The following is a 20,943-nucleotide window of genomic DNA, read 5'->3' as shown; positions in this document are numbered from 1 at the left end:
AGAGACATGAGCGATGTGCTCGGCAAATTTTCGCCCGCCACCCGAGAGTGGTTCGAGGGCGCGTTCGATGCTGCCACCCCGGCCCAGCTCGGGGCATGGGATGCAATCTCTACCGGGGCGCATGCACTTGTCGTTGCCCCCACGGGTTCGGGCAAGACGCTTGCCGCGTTCTTGTGGGCGATCGACCAGTTGGCCTCGAGTCCGCCACCGGCCAACCCCAAGCAGCGCACGCGAGTGCTCTACATTTCCCCGCTCAAGGCGCTCGGCGTCGACGTCGAGCGCAACCTTCGCGCTCCCCTCGTCGGCGTCACCCAAACCGCTCGCCGGCTCGGGCTTGGTGAGACCGACATCACCGTGGGCGTGCGATCTGGAGACACGACCCAGCAAGACCGGCGTCTGCTTGCCCGCCTGCCTCCCGACATCCTGATCACGACCCCTGAGTCGCTGTATCTGATGCTCACTTCGGCGGCCCGCGAGACCCTCAAGAACGTCGACACCGTCATCATCGACGAGGTGCACGCCGTCGCCGCCACCAAACGTGGCGCGCACTTGGCGTTATCGCTCGAACGGTTGGATGCTCTGCTCGCGAAACCCGTGCAGCGCATCGGTCTCTCCGCCACCGTGCGACCGATCGAAGAAGTTGCTCGGTTTTTGGGCGGCCGCTCCCCCGTGACGATCGTGCATCCACCGTCGACCAAGACGTTCGAGTTGAGCGTTGTCGTTCCCGTGCCCGACATGACGATTCCCGGCACCGTGGCATCGGCGCGCGGCAAAGCCAGCGGCGGCGACGGCAAAGACGACGAGGCGACGCCCGAGTCGGCCGCATCCCTGTGGCCGCACGTCGAAGAACGCATTGTGGATGCGATTCTCGATCACCGCTCCACCATCGTGTTTGCGAACTCCCGGCGCCTCGCCGAGCGGCTGACGGCACGTCTCAACGAGATCTACGACGAGCGGATGAACGACGGCAGCGTCGACGGCGACGAAGCCCGCGCCCGCAGCCAAGCCAGTGCGGATGCCACGGCCTACGCCGCCCCGCAACAACCGTGGAAGCCACCCTCCGAGATGATGGCGCAGAGCGGCTCCACGATGGGCGCCGCCCCGTTGCTCGCTCGCGCGCACCACGGCTCCGTGAGCAAAGACCAGCGCGCGATCATCGAAGACGACCTCAAGACCGGCGTGCTGCGCTGTGTTGTCGCAACCAGCTCGCTCGAACTCGGCATCGACATGGGCGCCGTCGACCTCGTCATTCAGGTCGAGTCGCCGCCGTCGGTCGCGAGCGGGCTTCAACGCATTGGGCGAGCCGGGCATCAGGTGGGAGAAATCTCCAAAGGCATGCTTTTCCCGAAGCACCGCACCGACCTCATCCACACCTCTGTTGCTGTTGAACGGATGCGCAGCGGGCAGATCGAAGCTCTCTCGGTGCCGACGAACCCGCTCGATGTGCTCGCGCAGCAGACCGTCGCCGCGGTTGCTCTCGACGAGATCGACATCGAGGACTGGTTCGACACCGTGCGCCGCAGCGCGCCGTTCTCGACCCTGCCTCGAAGCGCCTTCGATGCGACCCTCGACCTGCTGAGCGGTCTCTACCCGAGCGACGAATTCTCTGAGCTGCGGCCGCGCGTGGTGTGGGATCGGGTTGCCGGCACCATCAGCGGCCGCCCCGGCTCGCAACGCTTGGCCGTCACCTCGGGCGGCACCATCCCCGACCGCGGCCTCTTCGGCGTGTTCATGATCGGCGGCGAAGCAGGAGCTCCCGGCCGTCGAGTGGGCGAACTCGACGAAGAGATGGTTTACGAATCGCGTGTCGGCGACGTCTTCGCGCTCGGCACCACCAGCTGGCGCATCGAAGACATCACCCACGATCAAGTGCTCGTCTCCCCCGCCTTCGGGCAGCCCGGCCGCGTGCCGTTCTGGAAGGGCGATGGCCTCGGCCGCCCGGCAGAATTGGGCGAAGCGATCGGGGCGTTCACGAAAGAAATTGCTACGGCATCCGCTGACGATGCGCGCGCTCGGGCCGAATCGATCGGGCTCGACGAGCATGCCGTGAGCAACCTGCTCGCCCTCGTCACCGAGCAGAAGGCGGCGACGGGGCACGTTCCGAGCGACACGACTCTCGTCGTCGAGCGGTTCCGCGATGAGCTGGGCGACTGGCGCGTGATCCTGCATTCCCCGTACGGCATGCCCGTGCACGCGCCCTGGGCGTTGGCGATTACGGCGCGCATCCGCGAACAGCTGGGGGTGGATGGCGCAGCCATGGCCGGTGACGATGGCATCGTCGTGCGCATCCCCGACACCGATGCCGCCCCGCCCGGTGCCGACCTCTTTGTGTTCGACGCTGAAGAGCTCGAACAGATTGTCACGGAAGAAGTGGGTGGTTCAGCCCTCTTTGCCGCGCGCTTTCGGGAATGCGCCGCCCGAGCCCTGCTGCTGCCGCGCCGCGACCCCGGCAAGCGTTCGCCGCTGTGGCAACAACGCCAACGCGCTTCGCAGTTGCTGGATGTCGCGCGCAAGTACCCGAGCTTTCCGATCGTGCTCGAGACGGTGCGCGAAGTGCTGCAAGACGTGTACGACCTGCCGGCGCTCACGGCGCTGACGAAGCGCATCGCGAGCCGCGGCATCCGCGTCATGGAGACCGAAACGGACGTGCCGTCGCCGTTCGCGCGCAGCCTGCTCTTCGGCTACATGGCCGCTTTTGTCTACGAGGGCGATTCGCCGCTCGCGGAGCGTCGGGCTGCTGCGCTCTCGCTCGACCCGGCGCTGCTCGCCGAGCTGTTGGGGCGTGCCGAACTGCGCGAACTGCTCGACCCCGGCGTCATCGATCAGACCGAGAACGAACTGCAGCGGCTCGTGCCCGACCGTCATGCCCGGAATGCGGAAGGGCTCGTCGATCTGTTGCGCGTGCTCGGCCCGCAGTCCGTCGCCGAGATTGAGGCGCGCTCGCTCGTGACCGGCGCCGCTCTCACGACCGACCTGACCGGGCTCGCGAAAGCGAACCGCGTGCTCGAAGTGACCATCGCGGGCGAACGCCGCTGGGCGGTGATCGAAGATTCCGCTCGCCTGCGCGACGCCCTCGGGGTGCCGCTGCCGATCGGTGTTCCGGCCGCGTTCATCGAGCCCGTTGACGATCCCGTCGGCGACCTCGTGAGTCGTTACGCCCGCACCCACGGTCCCTTCACACTCGCGGATGCCGCCGCCCGCTTCGGCCTCGGAACCGCCGTCGTGCACGACACCCTGCGTCGCCTCGCGGCTGACCGCCGCGTCGTCGATGGCGAGTTCCGCCCCGGCGCGAGCGGCACCGAGTGGTGCTCCGTGGATGTGCTGCGTCGTCTGCGCAGCCGCTCCCTCGCGGCGCTCCGCCAAGAAGTTGAACCGGTGTCGCACGCGACGCTCGGTCGGTTCCTGCCCGCCTGGCAACACGTCTCCGCTGCCGGTGACTCGTTGCGCGGAATTGATGGCCTGGCCCAAGTGATCGACCAACTTGCTGGGTACTCAGCCCCGGCATCCGCGTGGGAGAACTTCATTTTGAGTGCGCGCGTGCGTGACTATTCGCCCGCGTGGCTCGATGAACTGACGACCTCGGGTGAGGTGGTCTGGGCCGGGCAGGGTGCGCTGGCCGGCAGCGATGGCTGGATTAGTTTGCACCCCGCGGCGACCGCAGCGCTGACGCTGCCCGAGCCGGATCGCGATGGGCTAAGCGAGTTACAGCAGAACATTCTCGAGGCGCTGGCCGGTGGTGGCGCGTTCTTCTTTAGGCAGCTCTCGAACCAGGTCGGCAGCACCGATGACAAGGTGCTGCTGAAGGAGCTGTGGGATTTGGTGTGGCGGTCGCTCATCACGAATGACAGCTTTGCGCCGCTGCGCGCGCATCTCGGAGGAACGGTGCGGGCCACTCGGGCACCGCGTCCGGCGCGAGCTCGCGCCTATCGCGGACGCGTCTCGACGGTGGCGCAGGCGGGGCCGCCGAGTGCGTCCGGGCGCTGGGCGCTCCTCGAAACCGCCGAAGGTGACACGACGGTGCGCGCCAAGTCGACCGCCGAGTTGATGCTCGAACGGCACGCGGTCGTTACTCGTGGCGCGGTTGTGAGCGAGGGCATCCGCGGTGGCTTCGCCTTGACGTACCGCGTGCTGAGCGGCTTCGAGGAAACCGGCCGCGCACGACGCGGTTACTTCATCGACGGTCTCGGTGCTGCCCAGTTTGCGACCGGTGCGACGGTTGACCGCCTGCGTGGTTTCACGCGGGATCCGGATGCTGCGCCCGAACTTCGCGCGATCACTCTCGCCGCGACTGACCCGGCGAACCCGTACGGGGCGGCGCTGGGGTGGCCCGGGATTGGTGGGGCGGATGCTGGTGAAGACTCTGGCGGTCTTGGCAGTTCTGGTGCAGGTGCTGGTGCTGGTGTTGGCTCGGCGACAGGTACTCCCGCAGGGGGTGACTCGGACGCCCCCTCGTCCCCAGACGAAGGCTGGGCGACAGCTGCAAAGTCTGCTGCGGATGCTCCCAAGAAGCACCGCCCGGGCCGCAAGGCCGGCGCCGTCGTGGTGATGGTTGATGGCCATTTGGCCCTGTACTTGGAGCGCGGCGGCAAGTCCCTCCTCGCCTTCGATCTCGAGCCCGCCGTCGTGGATGCCGCGACGCGTTCACTCACGAGCACCCTCCGCGGAACCCTGCCGAAGCTGCGCATCGAGAAGGTGAATGGCGACTTCGCCGTCGGCACTCCCGTGGGCAAAGCCCTCGTGGAGGCTGGTTTCGTGCCCACACCGCAGGGGTTGAGGCTCCGTGCCTGAGGGCGATTCCGTCTATAAGGCGGCCGCCAAACTGCGGGCGGCTCTCGACGGCCAGATTCTCACGCGCACCGACTTTCGCGTGCCTGCTTTTGCGACCCTCGACCTCAGCGGCCAGACCGTCACGAGTGTCGTGCCGCGCGGCAAGCACCTGCTGATTCGGGTTGCGCCGGATGCCGACGCCGCGGCTTCTGCAGCTTCAGGCGCAGGCACAGCCGCGGACGCAGCCGCAGCAGTCGGACCAAGCGGCGGCCTCACCATTCACAGCCACCTCAAGATGGAGGGCGTGTGGGAGATTTACGGCGCCGGGGAACGGTGGCGCAAGCCCTCCTACCTGGCTCGCGGGGTGCTGAGCACGGCAACGAAGACCGCGGTAGGTTTCGAACTGGGCCTGCTTGAGGTGGTGCCCACGGCATCCGAAGACAGCATTGTGGGGCACCTGGGCCCGGACCTGCTCGGCCCCGATTGGGATGCCGAAATCGCGTTGGCGAACCTGCTGTCAGACCCCGAGCGGCCGGTCGCTCTCGCGCTGCTCGATCAGCGGAACCTGGCCGGCCTCGGCAACGTATTCGCGAACGAGTTGAGCTTTCTGCGCGGTGTTCGCCCGCACACGCCCATCGGCGAGATCGCCGATCCGAGACGCCTCGTCGCGCTCGGCTACAAGGCGATCATGGTGAACAAGGACCGCCCGATCCGCAATCTCACGGGCCTGCCGCGCGGCAAACCCCGCTACTGGGTGCACGGACGGCGCGGCGAAGCGTGCCTGCGCTGCGGCACCCGCATCGAGTCGGATCAGCTCGGCACCGGCCCCACCGACACCCGCTTCATGTGGTGGTGCCCGAGCTGCCAGAAGTAGTGGTGCCGTCGCAGCATCGCCGCGGTTTCGTAGCGATGCCGTCGCGGGGGTGAATAAGGATCGCTCGCGTTAGATTCGCCGTCGGTTAGGCTGATGCGCGAGGCCGAGACGTGGCGCAGAAACCGTCGCCTGAAAGCGCCCCTCCACCATCCGGAGGTCTACTGAATGGACACCCTGTTGAGCACCGCTAGCCCCCACAAGTCGCGAACCGACAACAGCGATGTCATGACAAAAAATACTTATAAAGCCATTGTCAGGCTGTCGAAAGAGGTTCCCGCACGCCTCGCGAAGCAATACGCACCGCGACGCGGATTCGTGCTCGCCCTCACAGCAATCCCCGTGGCGATCCTCATTCCCACGGTGATCGCGTTGGCAACGGGCGTGCGGCAAATGATCGGGATATTCTTCGCCGCCTCCGGAATGTGGGTCGCGCTGAAACTATTCGACCTCGGATCGCACCGGTCACCGCTCAGAGGACGCACGCTCGTCACCGCGATCGCCATTGGCGGGGTCGCGGTCGTGCTCGGCTTCGGCGCCGCGGTGATAGCCCACTCCTACGCCTCCTTTTTGGCCGTCTCCGGAGATGGCGGATTTTTCGGCGACACCTTCGCCACCGTCCTCAGCCAACGAGTGAGCGAGGGCCGCGCCGAAATTCTGGTCGTGTGCGCCGTAGGAATCGTGCTCGCTATCGGGATAGTTCAGCTCAGATCCCAGATCGTGAACGCAACAGGCCGGGTGCGAGCTCTGACGGCGGAGCAGTTTTCCGAGTTCACCGCGCCAGGGGCCGCACCGAGTCCCGCCCCAAGTCCCGCCCCTGAGAAAAACGCGACAACGGCAACAAGCAGCCCCGCACTCGCCCCCACCCTCAACGAATCCTCGAGCGGCATCCTGCTCAACGGAAAACCGCTCGACGAAAAGAAGCCTAAGAAGTAGCCTCGGCATCGGGGACCGGCCCCACTGACACCCGCTACCGGTGGTGGCGCCAGAGCTGCCCAAAGTATCTGGCGACTGCGCGCGAACAGTAGTCTCGATGATGATCGCAGGGAACGCCCCTTGCCCGAACTCGCGCTGCAGCGATTGTCCAACAGCCGCAGCCGCGCACTGGCTCGCATGAACACCGATGGAGGCCCTGCTGTGACTGAGGTTCTTGACCCCGCCCCGCGTCCCTACAGTTTTGGGCGCGGTGTCGCGTTCGCGTTGCTCGCGATCCCGCTGGCGCTAGTGGTGACGACGGTGCTGGCATCGCTCGGCTTCGGATTCGCTTCAGCCTTCGCCGCGGTCGGGATGCTGGCCGTCTTCGCGCTCTTCACGTTCGGTTCGCGCCGCAAAGCTATCAGCGGCGCCGGCTTCGCCCTGAGCGCTCTGATTGGCACTATCGCGGTGATACTGGGGTTCATCAGCGGATACCTCGCAGCCGTCTACCGCTCCTTCGTCTCGGCCGGCGACAAGGGCGGCCTGTTCGGCAGCGTCTTCGCGCGCCGGGTCGAACTCCAGCTCAGCAATAGCATTCTCGAGGTGTTGATCCCGGCGCTCCTCGTGATCGTGTTCTCAATCATCCTGGTGGTGAGCGCGGGCCGCAGCGCCTTGGCCGCTCGTCACGACGCTGCCGAGGTTCACACCGCTGACACTGTGGGTGGGTCGGGTGCTCCGGATGCTCGCGCCGCCGCTCCGGCAAACGCTCCCGCCTCCGCCACTCCGCGCAGCAGCCCCGGTATTCTGCTGAATGGCGAGCCGCTGGCGATTCAGCCAGAGAAGACGAGCCTCTGGAATCGATCAACCGCTAAGAAGGATCAGTCGTGAAGAAACAGATCAACGTCGTCGGCGCGGTCATCGTGCGCGATGGTCTGATCCTCTGCGCCCAGCGCGGACCCGGTGGAGCCTTGCCCGGGATGTGGGAGTTCCCCGGCGGCAAGATCGAGGCCGGCGAGACTCCTCGCGATGCACTCGCGCGCGAGATCACCGAAGAGCTTGAGTGCGAGGTGTCCGTAGGCGAGCTGATCACCACCACGACTCACGAGTACGATTTCGGAGTCGTCGTGCTGACGACGTTCTACTGCGAGCTGCTCTCCGGTACGCCGGTGCTGACCGAACACGCGGAGGTTCGCTGGCTTGCGCCCGCCGAACTGAGTTCGCTTGAATGGGCCCCTGCCGACATCCCTGCGGTCGCGCTGATTGAGAAAGCGGCGAGCTCCTAAGCAGGGTGCAAGCAGCACCCTCTCCGGCTCCCTGAGATGTTGTCTAGATCAGTGGATAAAGGTGGAGAAACGAAAGTCCAACGCCTCGCGAGATGGATAGTTCTCCGCCGAAGCTGGCAGCGACAGCCCCACGTTGTGCATGTCTTGAATTGCGTGTTTCAACATGGTGCCTCCTGATTCGCGAAGTAGCTCGCCGCTCACATGTACGACATAATCTGGCGATATGCCCATCAGGTTTCGATCGAAGGCAGCATGATGAATCTTGCAGAGCGCGAGCCCGTTGTTAACTCGCGCGACTCCTCTTTCGTTACTATCGGGCACGATGTGGGCGGCATCCAAAAGCTCAGGGTGTGCAAGCCGACAAACCGCGCACGTGCGCTGGTAGGCGATCATCACTCTTGCCCGAAAAACCGGTTGGTGCACGCGACGTTTGACCACTTGTTCGACGTAGCGTTTCGCTATCTCGTCTTCGGGTGTCGCGAGGGATCCTGGCCACGCAGCCTCTCCAGCTGCAATCAGGAAATACCTTTCTGACCGGATCTCATCGATCACAAACGCGGGAATGCTGGGCACATACACATTCGGCTTCAGTTTTTCGAAAAGAATAATCGGCGTTCGAGTTTCCATGGCGACCCGCAGTTTGCGGTTGTCGCCGCCGACAGGATCTCCTGAACGCATTGAGTAACGCAGCAGACCGTCGTCACCTACGTTGTCGCTGTACGGGCTCTCAGCCGACGTCACTACCGAGAGAGTCGAATCGAACTCGATGGGATTTCTGATGCCTCGGCTGTAGTCGATCAAACCGAGGCGCTTTCCCTCTATTTCGAAGTTCACCAGCTCGTCGCGTGATGCGTAGCCGCCATTCCGGTCCATCATGATTTCGAGGTCGGCAAAGATTGCAAGCCGAAGGCGGGCCTGCTCATAGGAATTGAGTGCCATTCACCCAGTATGGCCGGGTGCCGAGAGATCCTCCCCATATGTGAGCGAACAATCGGCAGTCAATCTCTAATCGCGAGACTGCGGCCGCGAGCCCAAGTGGTGATCGCGCCATTCCGCACCGAAAAGTCAGCACCCCCTGACACACTAGCCACGTGACAGATACCCGCACTGAGGCCCTGACCGTTCTTCGCACGCTTGTCGGCAATGAGACTGCCGATTTTCATGAGGGGCAGTTTGAGGCGATCGAGACGCTCGTCGATGGGCGCCGCCGGGCGCTCGTGGTGCAGCGCACCGGGTGGGGAAAGTCCGCCGTCTACTTCGTTTCCACGCTGCTCATGCGCCGGCGAGGTGCGGGCCCTACCGTGCTTGTGTCGCCACTGCTGGCGCTGATGCGGGATCAGATTGCTGCGGCATCCCGCGCCGGAGTTCGGGCCGTCGCTATCAACTCCACCAACCCCCACGAATGGGCTGAGGTTCAGCAGCAGCTCGCCAACGATGAAGTCGACGTGCTGCTCGTCTCGCCCGAACGCCTCAACAACCCCAGCTTTCGCGACAACCAACTGCCCGCACTGATCAACCGCATCGGGATGCTCGTCGTCGACGAAGCGCACTGCATCAGCGACTGGGGCCACGACTTTCGCCCCGACTACCGCCGCCTGCGCGAACTCATCGCCACCATGCCCGCCGGCGTGCCCGTGCTCGCCACCACCGCCACCGCCAACTCCCGCGTCGTCGCCGACATCGCCGCGCAGCTCGAAGGTGGCGCAAGCGGCGGCAACGACGGCACCGCTGGCGTCGAGAACGCCGCAGGCACCACAGGCGTCACCGAGAGCACAGCCGCGGCAGGCACCGAAGTCGTCACCATCCGCGGACCCCTCGCGCGAGCATCCCTGCGCCTAGGCGTACTGAAATTGCCGGATGCCCGCGCCCGCCTCGGCTGGCTGCTGAGCCACCTCGCCGAACTGCCGGGCAGCGGAATCATCTACACGCTCACCGTGTCGGCCGCCGAAGACACCGCGCGACTGCTGCGCGACAGCGGCATGGATGTGCGCGCCTACACCGGCAAAACCGACCCCCAAGAACGCGAAGAGTCCGAGCAGGCGCTCAAGAACAACACCGTCAAAGCGCTCGTTGCCACCAGCGCCCTCGGTATGGGATTCGACAAGCCCGACCTCGGCTTCGTCATCCACTTGGGTGCTCCTTCTTCTCCCGTGGCCTACTACCAACAGGTCGGGCGTGCCGGGCGTGCCACCGACAACGCCGACGTGCTGCTGATGCCCGGGCCCGAAGACCGCGACATCTGGGAATACTTCGCCACCTCATCCATGCCCGATCAAGCCAACGCCGAACTCGTGATCTCCGAGCTCACCGCCGCCGCCGACTCTGGTGCCGGGCCCGTCTCCACCCCTGCGCTCGAAGCGCGCGTAAACCTGCGCCGCAGCCCCCTCGAACTGCTGCTCAAAGTGTTGGATGTCGACGGTGCCGTCGCCCGCGTGCAAGGCGGCTGGACCGCCACCGGCCAACCCTGGAGCTACGACGCCGAACGCTACGCCGGAGTCACCGCCGCCCGCCGCGCCGAACAACAGAACATGCTCGACTACGAACAACTCCCCGCCGGCACCGAAGGCTGCCGCATGGAATTTCTGCAACGCGCCCTCGACGACGACACCGCCACCCCCTGCGGCCGCTGCGACAACTGCGCCGGCATCTGGTACCCCACCGACATCACCACGGATGCCACCAGCCGTGCCACCGCCACCCTCGACAAAGTCGGCGTACCCATCGAGCCCCGCGCCCAATGGCCCACCGGAGCCGACAAGCTCGGGGTGCCCGTGCGCGGACGCATCAACCCCGACCAACGCTCCCTCGAAGGCCGCGCCCTCGCCCGCCTCACCGACCTCGGCTGGGGCGGCACCCTGCGCACCCTCTTCGCCCCCGGCACCCCCGACGCACCAGCGAGCCCCGCGCTCGTTGCCGCCTGCGTGCGCGTACTTGCCGACTGGGGGTGGGATGAGCGACCCGTCGCCGTGGTCTCGATGCCGTCACGCCGCCGACCAAAACTCGTGGCATCCGTCGCCGAAGCCCTCGCCAGCGCCGGCAAGCTCCCCTACCTCGGGTCGCTCTCGCTCACCGGTGACGGACCGCAGGGTGAGACCGGCGGCAACAGCGCCTACCGGCTGGCCAGCGTGTGGCAGCAGTTCGAGTGGGCTGGCGGCGAACTGCCACGCGGCCCCATCCTGCTCGTGGATGACCTCGTCGACTCGCGCTGGACCCTCACGATAGCGGCGAAAGCGCTCCGCGACGCCGGGGCGGATGCCGTGTTGCCGTTCGCGCTCGCCCTGCGTGGATAATCTGGAACGACTAACCCTCACGCGCCAGCAATCTCGCACTCTCCCTGCCGCTTCACCGGCAAGAAAGCTACTCTGGTAACTCGAACAACGTAGCCGTTGCGGTGCGATCGGAGGTCGCGATCATGTCAGGTCTCTCCACGAATCAGAGCCCCACCAAGTACGCGCGCTCGCTCGAACGCCACTCCGGCACCATGATCTCCGCCACGAACATCAACGGCGGCACTGTTCCCGGCGGCACCCTTCCCACCGACACCACGCCCTACAACTTCGCCCTCGGAGCATTCCTCTCCCTGTTCGCGATTCCCCTCGCCCTCGCCGCTGCGATCCTTGTTGGCCTGCTGGGCTTCGGAATCGGAGCCATCTTCGGAGCGGTCGGGATGCTCACCGCCTTTCAACTTTTTGCTGTGGGCTCGCGCCAGACCGTTACCCGCGGCCGAGATTTTCTGTTCGCCCTCATTGTTGGATCGATCGCCACCGCTCTCGGAGCCGTCGCCGGACTGCTCTCCGGGCTCTTCAACACCTACATCTCTAACGGCGGCACGACCGGCATCATCGAGGACATCCTCACCGGGCGCACCGAGTTTCCTTTCCCCACGCAGGCCGAACAAATCACCGTTCCGTTCATCGTCACCGCTGTTCTCGCCATCCTCGTGGTGGTCATGTACGCCGCCAAAGCAGCTGCGGCGCACCGCGATAACCTCATGGCGAAAGCCAACGCTGCTGCAACCACCGCGACCAACCGCTTCGAGACGTCGCGGCAAGCGTTGTCGTCATCCGCCACCAACTCGGCGAATGCAGCCAACAAGTTCGCCAATCACGTCATGACCATCAATGCCTCATCGCCCGGCATCATTCTTAACGGAAAACCACTCGGCGAACAAGAAACCCCGACGGGGTTCGCGTCGCGGTTGAGCGATCTCGCCCGAAAAGCAATCACGGCGTGGTCGGGCCTTCGAACCGGAAGATAGGTATCACCGTGAAATGCCTCCGCGACCGTTGCGTCGCCATCATCCGCGAGCCACGGGCTCCCTTTTAGAGAAATACTTAGCTATCCTGAGAGTTAGCAAGCTGGTGCCTGGCGAGAGAATCCCGCCGCACCGCGCGAGGTGATGACCATGTCAGAGATGTACCAAAACCCCGGCCCTGGCAACTATGCCCACGCTCAGGGCCGCGTATTTGAAGCCGAAGCTCAGATCAACGCCGCTCAGCACGGTCGCGGCAACATCATCCGCGAGCCTGACAAGCCCTACCGGTTTCGCCGCGGCGTCCTCATCGCCCTTCTCACCATCCCCATCGCCGCCATCCTCGCGGCCGTCTTCGGACTCAACTCTCCGACCGCGGGCGCCGCTACCTCACCGTTCGCCATCCTCATTGCGTTCGACCTCTTCGCCCGCGGATCAGGGCGATCGCCCGTCACCGGCCGAGGATTCGCTGCCGCAACCGGTATCGGCATCGTCACCATGATCATCGCCGCCGCCATCAGCTACCCGTACAGCCTGTTCCTGACCTACCTCTACGACGGCGGCACCGGCGGCATCCTTGGCTCAGGCTTCGCGCGCTTCTTCACCACCTGGATCGACGCCAATGTGACACTCATCCTCGTCACCATTGCCGTCGTGGCAGTAATCTCTGTGGTGATCGTGTGGAGAAAAGCACGAGCAGCCCGAGCCCACACCATCGCCGAACAGTAGTCGGAGGCCGCGACTGATCCGACTGCAGGATGCCCGCCTGCTCGATCGCACCCATCCGCGATGCCCGACGTCTCCGAATAACTCTGCACACAGGAGTTCCGGCACCGTGCCGGGCGAGTGCACGTAGGCAGGGCAGACATCATGGCGATCATCCGCTACACCGGTATCTACAACGCTGATGGCGGCGTGTGGGGCGAAACGCGCTACGTCATCGGCCACATGCTCGGCACCGCCGCGTGCTCGCTGTGCGACATCACGCACTCGCCGGTTCGCCGCAAACCGGAGTGGGATGCGATGGTCCGCCGCCTCGGAGTACCCCTCGAGGTGCGCCACCGCAACGAAATCACCGAAGCAGAAGTCGCCTTCGTCGCGACCGTCGAACTGCCGGTCGTGCTCGCTCATCACGACGATGGCCGCATCTCGACAGCACTGCGGAATCACGAGCTTGAGGCCGCCAGCGGATCAGTGAGCGCGTTCGAAACCGCACTCGCACAAGCGGCAGTGCTCGTCTAGAGCGCGGGCATCCGCTAGGCCCCGAGCAGTCAGTTCGGGCGCTCGCTCTCTTAAGCGACGCACGCGACCAGCGGCATCCGTCCCGCGAGCGCCGCTGAGAGACCGCTCACCCCGGTTGACTTTCCGCGCGCACAGGCGTGTAATGGTGATACCCCCAAGGGGTATCAATCCGAACGCACACGCGGAGGTCTTCATGCCTGGCTACGACGACAACAAAGAGCAGCTGCTCAAGCGTCTGCGTCGCGCGGAAGGTCAGGTTCGCGGCATCCACCGCATGATCGAAGAAGACACCTACTGCATCGACGTTCTCACTCAGGTATCGGCCGCGACGAAGGCTCTCGAGTCTGTCGCACTCGCCCTGCTCGACGATCACCTCAGTCACTGCGTTGCCGAAGCCGCGCGCGAGGGCGGGCCGGTCGCCGACGAGAAACTGCGCGAAGCGAGTGCCGCGATCGCACGCCTCGTTCGTTCCTAACAGCCGCTTTCCACTACAACTTCCGCCCGCGCCGAGCGCCCGCGGCAATCGAAGGAGAATCATGACCCACACCGCCGATTACCTGGTCGAAGGAATGACCTGCAGCCACTGCGTCAGCAGCGTCACCGAAGAACTCAGCGAAGTGGATGGCGTGACCGCCGTCACCGTCGACCTCGCCTCGGGCCTGCCCTCCACCGTTTCTGTCACGTCGGAATCACCCCTCGACGACGCCACCGTCAGCGCCGCAATCGAGGAGGCCGGCTACACGCTCGTCACGAGCCTCTGATGCCCGCGGACAACCAGTCGCCCGCGAACCACGCCGCCGCTGGTGACAGCCAGCCCGTGACGAACGACGGCGCCGCATCTGCCAGTGCCGCATCCGCCGGCACCGCAACGGGCAGCGCCGCATCCGCCAGCACCGTCAACCTGCTGGATGTCGAACTCGACATCACCGGAATGACCTGCGCCTCCTGCGCGGGCCGCATCGAGCGCAAGCTCAACAAGCTCCCCGGCGTCGAGGCGACCGTCAATTACGCCACCGAGAAGGCTCGCGTTCGCGCGCCCGAGGGCACCGATACCGAGCAGTTTCTCGAAACGGTGAAGGCTGCCGGGTATAGCGCCGTCATCCCGACGCCGGTGTACGAACGCGACGAAGCCGACGGCAGCGACACCAGCAGCAACAGCGACGACGACTGGGCTTCACAAGTACTGCGCCGCCTGCAGATCTCCACCGCGCTGGCCGTGCCGGTCGTGCTGATGTCGATGATCCCGGCGCTGCAGTTCACCTACTGGCAGTGGCTCGCGCTCACTCTCACGGCCCCGGTTGTGGTGTGGGGCGCGTGGCCGTTCCACCGCGCCGCCGCCACCAACGCGCGCCACGGTGCCGCGACGATGGACACGCTCATCAGCTTGGGCATCATTGCCGCCTTCGGCTGGTCGCTCTACGCCCTCTTCTTCGGTGGTGCTGGCGAGGCCGGCATGCACATGACGATGACGTTCTTCGGAACACCCCACGGTGGCTCAAGCGAGATCTATCTTGAAGTTGCCGCAGCCGTCACCGTCTTCATCCTGCTCGGCAAGTACATCGAGGCCCGCGCTAGCCGCGAGTCCGGTGCTGCTCTTCGCGCCCTGCTCGAACTTGGCGCGAAGGATGCCGCCGTTCTGCGCGGCGGCGTCGAACAGCGCGTTGCCGTCTCCTCGCTCGTCGTCGGCGACCACGTCGTGGTTCGCCCCGGCGAGAAAATCGCCAGCGACGGCCTCATCATCGAAGGCAACTCTGCCGTCGATGCGAGCATGCTCACCGGCGAATCGGTGCCCGTCGAAGTCGGCCCCGACGACCGCGTCACCGGTGCCACCCTCAACGTCGGCGGACGCCTCGTCATCGAAATCACCCGCGTCGGCCGCGACACCGAACTGGCCCGACTCGGTCGCATGGTCGAAGACGCGCAGACCGGCAAAGCCGACATCCAGCGTCTCGCCGATCGTGTTTCGGCGATCTTCGTTCCGGTCGTGCTCGGCCTCGCTGTCGTCGCTTTCGTCGGCTGGATGATCGCCGGCGGGCCCATCGAGCTCGCCTTCACGGCCGCCGTCACCACGCTCGTCATCGCGTGCCCCTGCGCCCTCGGACTCGCAACGCCCACCGCCCTACTCGTGGGCACCGGCCGTGGATCGCAGCTCGGCATCCTGATCAGCGGACCGCAGGTTCTTGAACAGACCCGCTCGGTCGACACCATCGTGCTCGACAAAACCGGCACCGTCACGACCGGCGAAATGCGCCTCAGCTCGATCGAGGTGCTCGACGGCGAGAACGAGCAGCTCGTGCTGGCTCGCGCCGCCGCCGTGGAGGCTGGCTCCGAGCATCCGGTCGGCCGTGCCGTTGTCGCTGCAGCCGAAGAACGCAACATCGAGCTTCCGGCCGTCACCGACTTCGCCGCCCACGCGGGCACCGGCGTTCAGGCCACCATCGACGGCACCGTGGTGTTCGTCGGCAAGCCGTCATGGCTCACCGCCGACCACCAGCAGACGGTGTCGGATGCCGCGATCGCCTTAGTCGAGAAAGCCGAAGCCGCCGGGTCAACCGCGATGGTCATCGCGTGGGCCGGTCAGGCGCGAGGCGTGCTGATTGTCGGCGACACCGTCAAGGCAAGCAGTGCGGACGCCATCGCCGAGTTCATCCGTCTCGGCCTGCGCCCTGTGTTGCTCACCGGCGATAACGCCGGCGCTGCGGCATCCGTCGCCGACGTGGTGGGAATCACTGATGTGCATGCCGGGATTACTCCGCAGGGAAAGCTCGACGTCATCCGCCAGCTGCAGGCCGAAGGCCGGGTTGTGGCGATGGTCGGTGACGGAGTGAACGACTCTGCTGCCCTCGCCGCCGCCGACCTCGGCATTGCCATGGGTGGCGGAACGGATGCCGCGATCGCTGCCAGCGACATCACCGTCGTCAGCGGCGACCTGCTGGTCGTCGCCGACGCGGTTCGCCTCGCCAAGCGCACCCTCGGGATCATCCGCGGAAACCTGTTCTGGGCTTTCGCCTACAACGTGGCGGCGCTACCGATCGCGATGCTCGGCCTGCTCAACCCGCTCATCGCGGGGGCGGCCATGGCGTTCTCGTCGGTCTTCGTGGTGACGAACAGTCTGCGGTTGCGCGGTTTCCGGGGCTCGGTCGGCTCTCGAAACCCCTAGTTACGAGCACTAAACCGAGCCACAATCGGGGAGCAAAGACGCCAAGACCTTTCTTCTCAGACGAATCTGCGGTGGGATTAGCGCATGCGTTCTCCCCGTTTCACCGCCGTGCTCGTTATTGGATTGCTAGCGGGATGCGCTCAGTCGCCCGTTGCTGAGCCAGAACCGTCAGCAGGAACGTCGGCGCCAAGCGTCGACGCCGCCGCCGTGACAGTCAACGCTGCCGAGGAAGCGACGACGATCGTTTCGGGGCTGGACGCTCCGTGGTCGATGGTGCGGCTGGCATCCGGTTCGACGCTGATTAGCGAACGCGACACCCAGCTCATCAAAGAATTGACCGCAGCCGGAGATCTTCGCGAAGTCGGGATCGTAGGCGAGGCTACCCCCGACGGCGAGGGCGGGCTGCTCGGTCTTGCCATGCTCGACGAGACCCAGCTGTACGCCTACCTCACCACCGCGGCGGACAATCGCATCGTGCGTTTCGAACTCGAAGGTGAGGCTGGCAGCTATGCCCTCGGCGCGAGCGTCGACATCATTACCGGCCTGGGCAAGTCGCGCATTCACAATGGCGGGCGCATCGCCTTCGGCCCCGATGGGATGCTCTACGCCACTGTCGGCGACGCGAGCGATCCCGAATCGGCCCAAGACCTCGACAGTCTCAACGGCAAAATTCTTCGGATGCAGCCTGACGGCTCCGTTCCCGACGACAACCCTTTCGACGGATCGCTGGTCTACTCCCTCGGTCACCGCAACCCGCAGGGCCTCGCGTGGGACGACGAAGGCCAGCTCTGGGCTTCAGAGTTTGGCCAAAACACGTGGGATGAGCTCAACATCATTCGCGCGGGCGCCAACTATGGCTGGCCGCTCGCAGAAGGGGAATCCACTGATTCGAGTTTCGAAGAACCCAGCTATCAGTGGGCGACCGACGACGCGAGCCCCAGCGGCCTCACCTTCATCGACGGCACCTTCTTCATGGCCGGTCTCGGCGGCGAACGCCTGTGGGAAATTCATCCCGGCGAAACGACCACCGCGGCGGCGACTTTCGAGAATGCTGCCGGCCGCATCCGTGATGTCATTCCCGGCCCCGATGGCACCCTCTGGATGCTTACCAACAACACCGACGGCCGGGGCGACCCCCGCGACGGTGACGACCGCATTCTGCAGGTCGAGCTCGTACCGCAGCCGTAGTTGAACCTGCCGGTACAGCCGAACTTCCGGGTGCAGTTGCAAACCCGCTTGATGGCTATTCGCTCTCGGCCGCGTTCTCGCGAATGGCGATGCCGGCAGCCTCATCCGCTGCCTGACGGCGAGCCAACACGAGATTGCGAAAGGTATCGCGCACGGGCAGTTGCACGGTGTTCTCTGCTGAGACGCCAGCCCTCAGCTGGCGGAGGCGGGTGAACTCGGCATCAACCTCGACGCCGGCCACGACCGCGAGGTTGCTGATATAGAGCCAAATCAGCAGCGCGAGCGCTCCCCCAAGCCAGCCATAGACGCGGTCGTAGTTCGCGATCGTGGAGACGTAAAAACCGAACCCCGCGGTCGCGAGGCCCCACGTCACTATCGCGAACACGGCGCCGGTGCTGACCCACCGCATCCGTTCGTGACGAATGTTGGGGGTGTAGTAGTACAGCACCGCAATGATGAGAGTGAGGATGCCACCGAGAACCGGCCAGCGACCGTACGACCAGATCGCGACCCAAGGTTCCCCAAAGCCGAACGCTTCACCGATGGCGGTGGCGACGTTGGTGGTGGTGAGCAGGAGCACAGCCACGGCCGCAAAGGCCGCAAGGAGGAAGGCCGAGAGCACAAGCATGAGGCCGCGGAACTTCACAAAGCGACGCCCCTCTTGGATCTCAAAAACGCTGTTCGCGGCCCGCCCGAACGCTGTGGCATAGCTCGACATCGACCACACGCTCAGGGCGATGCCGATGGCGAGAGCTAGGCCCGGGCTCCCCACCGAGAAGAGTTGAGTCAACGGTTCCTTGAGGGCCTCCACGGTGTCTTCTTGCAGCACTTCTCGCGCCAGATCGAGCACGGTCTCGGCCGCTTGGTCTTCACCCTGACCTAGCGCTAGTGCTGACACGACCGTAAGCGCGGCTGGGAAAATCGCGAGCGCAGCAAAGAATGCGAGAGTGGCTGCGGAATCGATTCCGCGATGCAGCATGAAGCCGTGATACGCGCGTAGGAAGGCGTAGCGCCACTCATGCCGACGCCCTGCGGCACTGTGATCAGTGGCACGGTGCTCAGCGGCCCTGGGCTTAGCAGCACTGTCGCCGCGCTCATCGGGGCTCGCGTCTGGCCCCGACTCGTTCACATTCATCCCGCCAGCTTAAACGAAACCTTCTCTCGCAGCCTGCCGCGGCTTATGATCGTGTCATTAGCCGCCGCGCGTTGCGACGACATGGGTTCGAGGAGGAACACCATGACCACGATCACGCCGTGCCTCTGGTTCAACGGCAATGCCGAAGAGGCTGTTCAGTTCTACACCGCAGCGTTTTCCGATAGTTCGATCGTCGGCACCACTCACTACCCCTCGGAGGGGTTGGCTGACTTTCAGCGCGACCTCGCCGGTGCGGTGCTGACGGTTACTTTCCGTCTCGCCGAGCAAGACTTTTTGGCGATCAACGCGGGCGAGCGATTTGCGTTCAACGAGTCCACGTCGTTCATGGTCAATTTCGATCCCTCTACTGATCCGGATGCTCGCCACAACCTTGATGCGTTGTGGAATGCACTTATCGACGGCGGCAGTGCGCTCATGCCGATCGCTAACTACGATTTCAGCCCGCGCTATGGATGGTTGCGGGACCGTTTTGGCGTGAACTGGCAGCTCATTTTGACCGATCCCGCTGGTGAACCGCGGCCCACCATCATGCCCGCGTTGTTGTTCGGCGATGGCGTGCAGAACCGCGCGCGGGAGGCCATCGAGTTCTATGCCTCGGTGTTTGATAATTCGCAGTTGGGTGCTGATGTTCGCTACGCCGAGCGGTCCGGGCCCGCGCATCCCGGTTCGGTAATGTTTGGAGATGTCAGGCTCCGAGACCTGTGGTTTGTGGCAATGGATGCCGCGACCCGCCAACACGTGACATTCACGGAGTCGGTGTCGTTTGTGATTCCGTGTGCGGATCAGACTGAGATTGATCGCTACTGGACGGCGCTCTCGGCGGTTCCCGAAGCGGAAGCCTGCGGGTGGTGCAAAGACAAATTCGGCGTGAGTTGGCAGATCACTCCTGCCAATATCGATGAACTCATGACACGGCCGAATGCCTTCGAGCACATGATGCAGCTGAAGAAGATCGAGATCGCCAAGCTTTAGCTAGACGCGTTCCACGGGTTGCCGCAGCAGTGTGCGGAGCTTGGATGCCTCGACTTTGCGAAAGTCATTGAAGTAGATCTCGTGGTGCTTGCCGGTCATCCGCAGCCCCTGCTCGGGAATGAACTCGCTGTGCATCCGCGCCAGAATCTCGGCCTCATCGTCATAACGCCCGAGGTGGAGGGTTTGCACGCACAGCCCCTCATCGAGGGTTTCGAGGCGCACCTTGTCGAGGCTGGCGGGCAGACTCTCGGGGGTCTTGCTCTTGGCGACCACCGAGGCCACCGCATCCTCAAACATGGTCGGAGTGATCCACTCGGGCGCGAGGATCATCGCGGTCCAGTCCCACTGTGACTTGTCGCGCGTGCTCGTAAAGGCGGCCATATCTTCGGCCCACCAGAGCGCTTCCAGCGGCGGCACAACGTAGTCGCGGTCGAGCGCTTTGCTCGCGAACTTCAGCGTGTACGCCACGGGATACAGCGCGGCAATCGCGGCCGTGTAGTCGCTGCCTTCGCCGGGCGCACCATGACCGTCGACCATCAGGTACTGCTGGGGTGGGACATCCAGAATTCTGAATTCGTTATGGCGCGCTTTATACGCGTCGAGCGTCTTCTTGAAGTCCGTTTTCATTGCCCCACCCCGTCGTGTGTGTTGGTGGCGTTAGCTCGCGCCGATGACCACGTTGGCGATGAGCATATCGAGCTTGCGCACGTCGATGGCCTTGCCGACCTTGATTTTGATGTGACCGGCGCGGGTCCACAGTTCGAGTTCGGCGTTGATGTCGAGCGTTCCGGCGTTCTCGGAGGACCACATGAGCACGTTCGAGTAGGGCAGCGAGTAGAGCTCCACCTTCTTGCCGGTGATGCCTTGAGCATCACGAACAATGAGGCGCTTGTTGGTGAACACAGCGCTGTCGCGGAACGTCTTGTACGCCGCGATCGGCTGTTCACCGGGGAGCAGCATGGGCATGACGTCTTCGGGAATCGAGGCTTCAGAAACGAACGTCCAGGCGGCGATTACGGCGGCTTCCATGGGGTACTCCTTCTATCGGGTGGTGAGCCGAGATCTCCGGCCCGCACACACCCTATCGGTAGGCAACGACGCTGCGATTAAGCCCGGTTTCGCAGCATCCGAAACGAT

General features: G+C 64.7%; 18 protein-coding genes. 14 read left to right on the top strand and 4 right to left on the bottom strand.

Annotated features, from left to right (window positions below):
- The first annotated feature begins 6 nt into the window (after window positions 1-6).
- The 5 genes from I6E60_RS03465 (at window position 7) to I6E60_RS03445 (ending at window position 7,836) form a co-directional block, all read left to right on the top strand.
- Window positions 7-4,788, top strand: a complete 4,782-nt coding sequence (locus I6E60_RS03465) for an ATP-dependent helicase (protein ID WP_197178908.1) — start codon at window positions 7-9, stop codon at window positions 4,786-4,788.
- Entirely contained in the window at window positions 4,781-5,641 is an 861-nt protein-coding gene (locus I6E60_RS03460; protein WP_197178906.1) for a DNA-formamidopyrimidine glycosylase family protein, read from the top strand. The genes I6E60_RS03465 and I6E60_RS03460 overlap by 8 nt, the downstream gene beginning before the upstream one ends.
- 165 nt (window positions 5,642-5,806) lie before the next feature.
- Entirely contained in the window at window positions 5,807-6,574 is a 768-nt protein-coding gene (locus I6E60_RS03455; protein ID WP_197178904.1) for a hypothetical protein, read from the top strand.
- 201 nt (window positions 6,575-6,775) lie between these two features.
- Window positions 6,776-7,441, top strand: a complete 666-nt coding sequence (locus tag I6E60_RS03450) for a hypothetical protein (RefSeq protein ID WP_197178902.1) — start codon at window positions 6,776-6,778, stop codon at window positions 7,439-7,441.
- A complete protein-coding gene (locus tag I6E60_RS03445; protein WP_197178900.1) occupies window positions 7,438-7,836 on the top strand; it encodes a (deoxy)nucleoside triphosphate pyrophosphohydrolase in 399 nt (132 codons plus the stop codon). The genes I6E60_RS03450 and I6E60_RS03445 overlap by 4 nt, the downstream gene beginning before the upstream one ends.
- 48 nt (window positions 7,837-7,884) lie before the next feature.
- Here I6E60_RS03445 and I6E60_RS03440 read toward each other — a convergent pair whose 3' ends face one another.
- Window positions 7,885-8,775, bottom strand: coding sequence for an HNH endonuclease (locus tag I6E60_RS03440; protein WP_197178898.1), 891 nt, complete (start codon window positions 8,773-8,775; stop codon window positions 7,885-7,887).
- 152 nt (window positions 8,776-8,927) lie between these two features.
- On the opposite strand from I6E60_RS03440, the gene I6E60_RS03435 reads away from it, so the two are divergent.
- The 8 genes from I6E60_RS03435 (at window position 8,928) to I6E60_RS03400 (ending at window position 17,678) form a co-directional block, all read left to right on the top strand.
- Entirely contained in the window at window positions 8,928-11,126 is a 2,199-nt protein-coding gene (locus I6E60_RS03435; RefSeq protein WP_197178896.1) for a RecQ family ATP-dependent DNA helicase, read from the top strand.
- 122 nt (window positions 11,127-11,248) lie between these two features.
- Complete coding sequence (locus I6E60_RS03430) at window positions 11,249-12,094, top strand: hypothetical protein (protein WP_197178894.1); 846 nt, start codon at window positions 11,249-11,251, stop codon at window positions 12,092-12,094.
- Between the two features lie 147 nt (window positions 12,095-12,241).
- Window positions 12,242-12,817 carry a hypothetical protein gene (locus I6E60_RS03425; RefSeq protein WP_231601114.1) on the top strand — a complete coding sequence of 192 codons (576 nt, stop codon included), beginning with the start codon at window positions 12,242-12,244 and terminating at the stop codon, window positions 12,815-12,817.
- A gap of 141 nt (window positions 12,818-12,958) precedes the next feature.
- Window positions 12,959-13,330, top strand: coding sequence for a hypothetical protein (locus tag I6E60_RS03420; RefSeq protein ID WP_197178892.1), 372 nt, complete (start codon window positions 12,959-12,961; stop codon window positions 13,328-13,330).
- 193 nt (window positions 13,331-13,523) lie between these two features.
- Complete coding sequence (locus I6E60_RS03415) at window positions 13,524-13,805, top strand: metal-sensitive transcriptional regulator (RefSeq protein ID WP_129072251.1); 282 nt, start codon at window positions 13,524-13,526, stop codon at window positions 13,803-13,805.
- Window positions 13,806-13,866: 61 nt separating this feature from the next.
- Window positions 13,867-14,091, top strand: a complete 225-nt coding sequence (locus I6E60_RS03410; RefSeq protein ID WP_129072252.1) for a heavy-metal-associated domain-containing protein — start codon at window positions 13,867-13,869, stop codon at window positions 14,089-14,091.
- 170 nt (window positions 14,092-14,261) lie between these two features.
- On the top strand, window positions 14,262-16,490 hold the full coding sequence (locus I6E60_RS03405) for a heavy metal translocating P-type ATPase (RefSeq protein ID WP_197180014.1): 2,229 nt from the start codon (window positions 14,262-14,264) through the stop codon (window positions 16,488-16,490).
- A gap of 84 nt (window positions 16,491-16,574) precedes the next feature.
- Window positions 16,575-17,678, top strand: coding sequence for a sorbosone dehydrogenase family protein (locus I6E60_RS03400; protein WP_197178890.1), 1,104 nt, complete (start codon window positions 16,575-16,577; stop codon window positions 17,676-17,678).
- Between the two features lie 55 nt (window positions 17,679-17,733).
- Here I6E60_RS03400 and I6E60_RS03395 read toward each other — a convergent pair whose 3' ends face one another.
- On the bottom strand, window positions 17,734-18,813 hold the full coding sequence (locus I6E60_RS03395; RefSeq protein WP_197178888.1) for a YihY/virulence factor BrkB family protein: 1,080 nt from the start codon (window positions 18,811-18,813) through the stop codon (window positions 17,734-17,736).
- A gap of 102 nt (window positions 18,814-18,915) precedes the next feature.
- On the opposite strand from I6E60_RS03395, the gene I6E60_RS03390 reads away from it, so the two are divergent.
- Entirely contained in the window at window positions 18,916-19,806 is an 891-nt protein-coding gene (locus tag I6E60_RS03390; RefSeq protein WP_197178886.1) for a VOC family protein, read from the top strand.
- On the opposite strand, the gene I6E60_RS03385 is transcribed toward I6E60_RS03390, so the two are convergent.
- A complete protein-coding gene (locus I6E60_RS03385) occupies window positions 19,807-20,433 on the bottom strand; it encodes a GyrI-like domain-containing protein (RefSeq protein ID WP_197178884.1) in 627 nt (208 codons plus the stop codon).
- 30 nt (window positions 20,434-20,463) lie between these two features.
- Entirely contained in the window at window positions 20,464-20,835 is a 372-nt protein-coding gene (locus tag I6E60_RS03380; protein ID WP_197178882.1) for a PH domain-containing protein, read from the bottom strand.
- Window positions 20,836-20,943 lie beyond the last annotated feature (108 nt).

The sequence above is a fragment of the Salinibacterium sp. SWN167 genome, from assembly GCF_015864665.1.
Taxonomy (GTDB): Bacteria; Actinomycetota; Actinomycetes; order Actinomycetales; family Microbacteriaceae; genus Rhodoglobus.
The sequence above is the reverse complement of the archived record's forward strand: the minus strand, read 5'-3'. Positions and strand labels throughout refer to the sequence as shown.

What these genes read in the sequence shown, in the direction of transcription:
- I6E60_RS03465 (WP_197178908.1), top strand. Translation starts at nt 7, where the DNA reads ATGAGCGATGTGCTCGGCAAATTTTCGCCCGCCACCCGAGAGTGGTTC.
- I6E60_RS03455 (WP_197178904.1), top strand. Translation starts at nt 5,807, where the DNA reads ATGGACACCCTGTTGAGCACCGCTAGCCCCCACAAGTCGCGAACCGAC.
- I6E60_RS03440 (WP_197178898.1), bottom strand. Translation starts at nt 8,775, where the DNA reads ATGGCACTCAATTCCTATGAGCAGGCCCGCCTTCGGCTTGCAATCTTT.
- I6E60_RS03430 (WP_197178894.1), top strand. Translation starts at nt 11,249, where the DNA reads ATGTCAGGTCTCTCCACGAATCAGAGCCCCACCAAGTACGCGCGCTCG.
- I6E60_RS03425 (WP_231601114.1), top strand. Translation starts at nt 12,242, where the DNA reads ATGTCAGAGATGTACCAAAACCCCGGCCCTGGCAACTATGCCCACGCT.
- I6E60_RS03420 (WP_197178892.1), top strand. Translation starts at nt 12,959, where the DNA reads ATGGCGATCATCCGCTACACCGGTATCTACAACGCTGATGGCGGCGTG.
- I6E60_RS03415 (WP_129072251.1), top strand. Translation starts at nt 13,524, where the DNA reads ATGCCTGGCTACGACGACAACAAAGAGCAGCTGCTCAAGCGTCTGCGT.
- I6E60_RS03410 (WP_129072252.1), top strand. Translation starts at nt 13,867, where the DNA reads ATGACCCACACCGCCGATTACCTGGTCGAAGGAATGACCTGCAGCCAC.
- I6E60_RS03405 (WP_197180014.1), top strand. Translation starts at nt 14,262, where the DNA reads ATGACCTGCGCCTCCTGCGCGGGCCGCATCGAGCGCAAGCTCAACAAG.
- I6E60_RS03400 (WP_197178890.1), top strand. Translation starts at nt 16,575, where the DNA reads ATGCGTTCTCCCCGTTTCACCGCCGTGCTCGTTATTGGATTGCTAGCG.
- I6E60_RS03395 (WP_197178888.1), bottom strand. Translation starts at nt 18,813, where the DNA reads ATGAATGTGAACGAGTCGGGGCCAGACGCGAGCCCCGATGAGCGCGGC.
- I6E60_RS03390 (WP_197178886.1), top strand. Translation starts at nt 18,916, where the DNA reads ATGACCACGATCACGCCGTGCCTCTGGTTCAACGGCAATGCCGAAGAG.
- I6E60_RS03385 (WP_197178884.1), bottom strand. Translation starts at nt 20,433, where the DNA reads ATGAAAACGGACTTCAAGAAGACGCTCGACGCGTATAAAGCGCGCCAT.
- I6E60_RS03380 (WP_197178882.1), bottom strand. Translation starts at nt 20,835, where the DNA reads ATGGAAGCCGCCGTAATCGCCGCCTGGACGTTCGTTTCTGAAGCCTCG.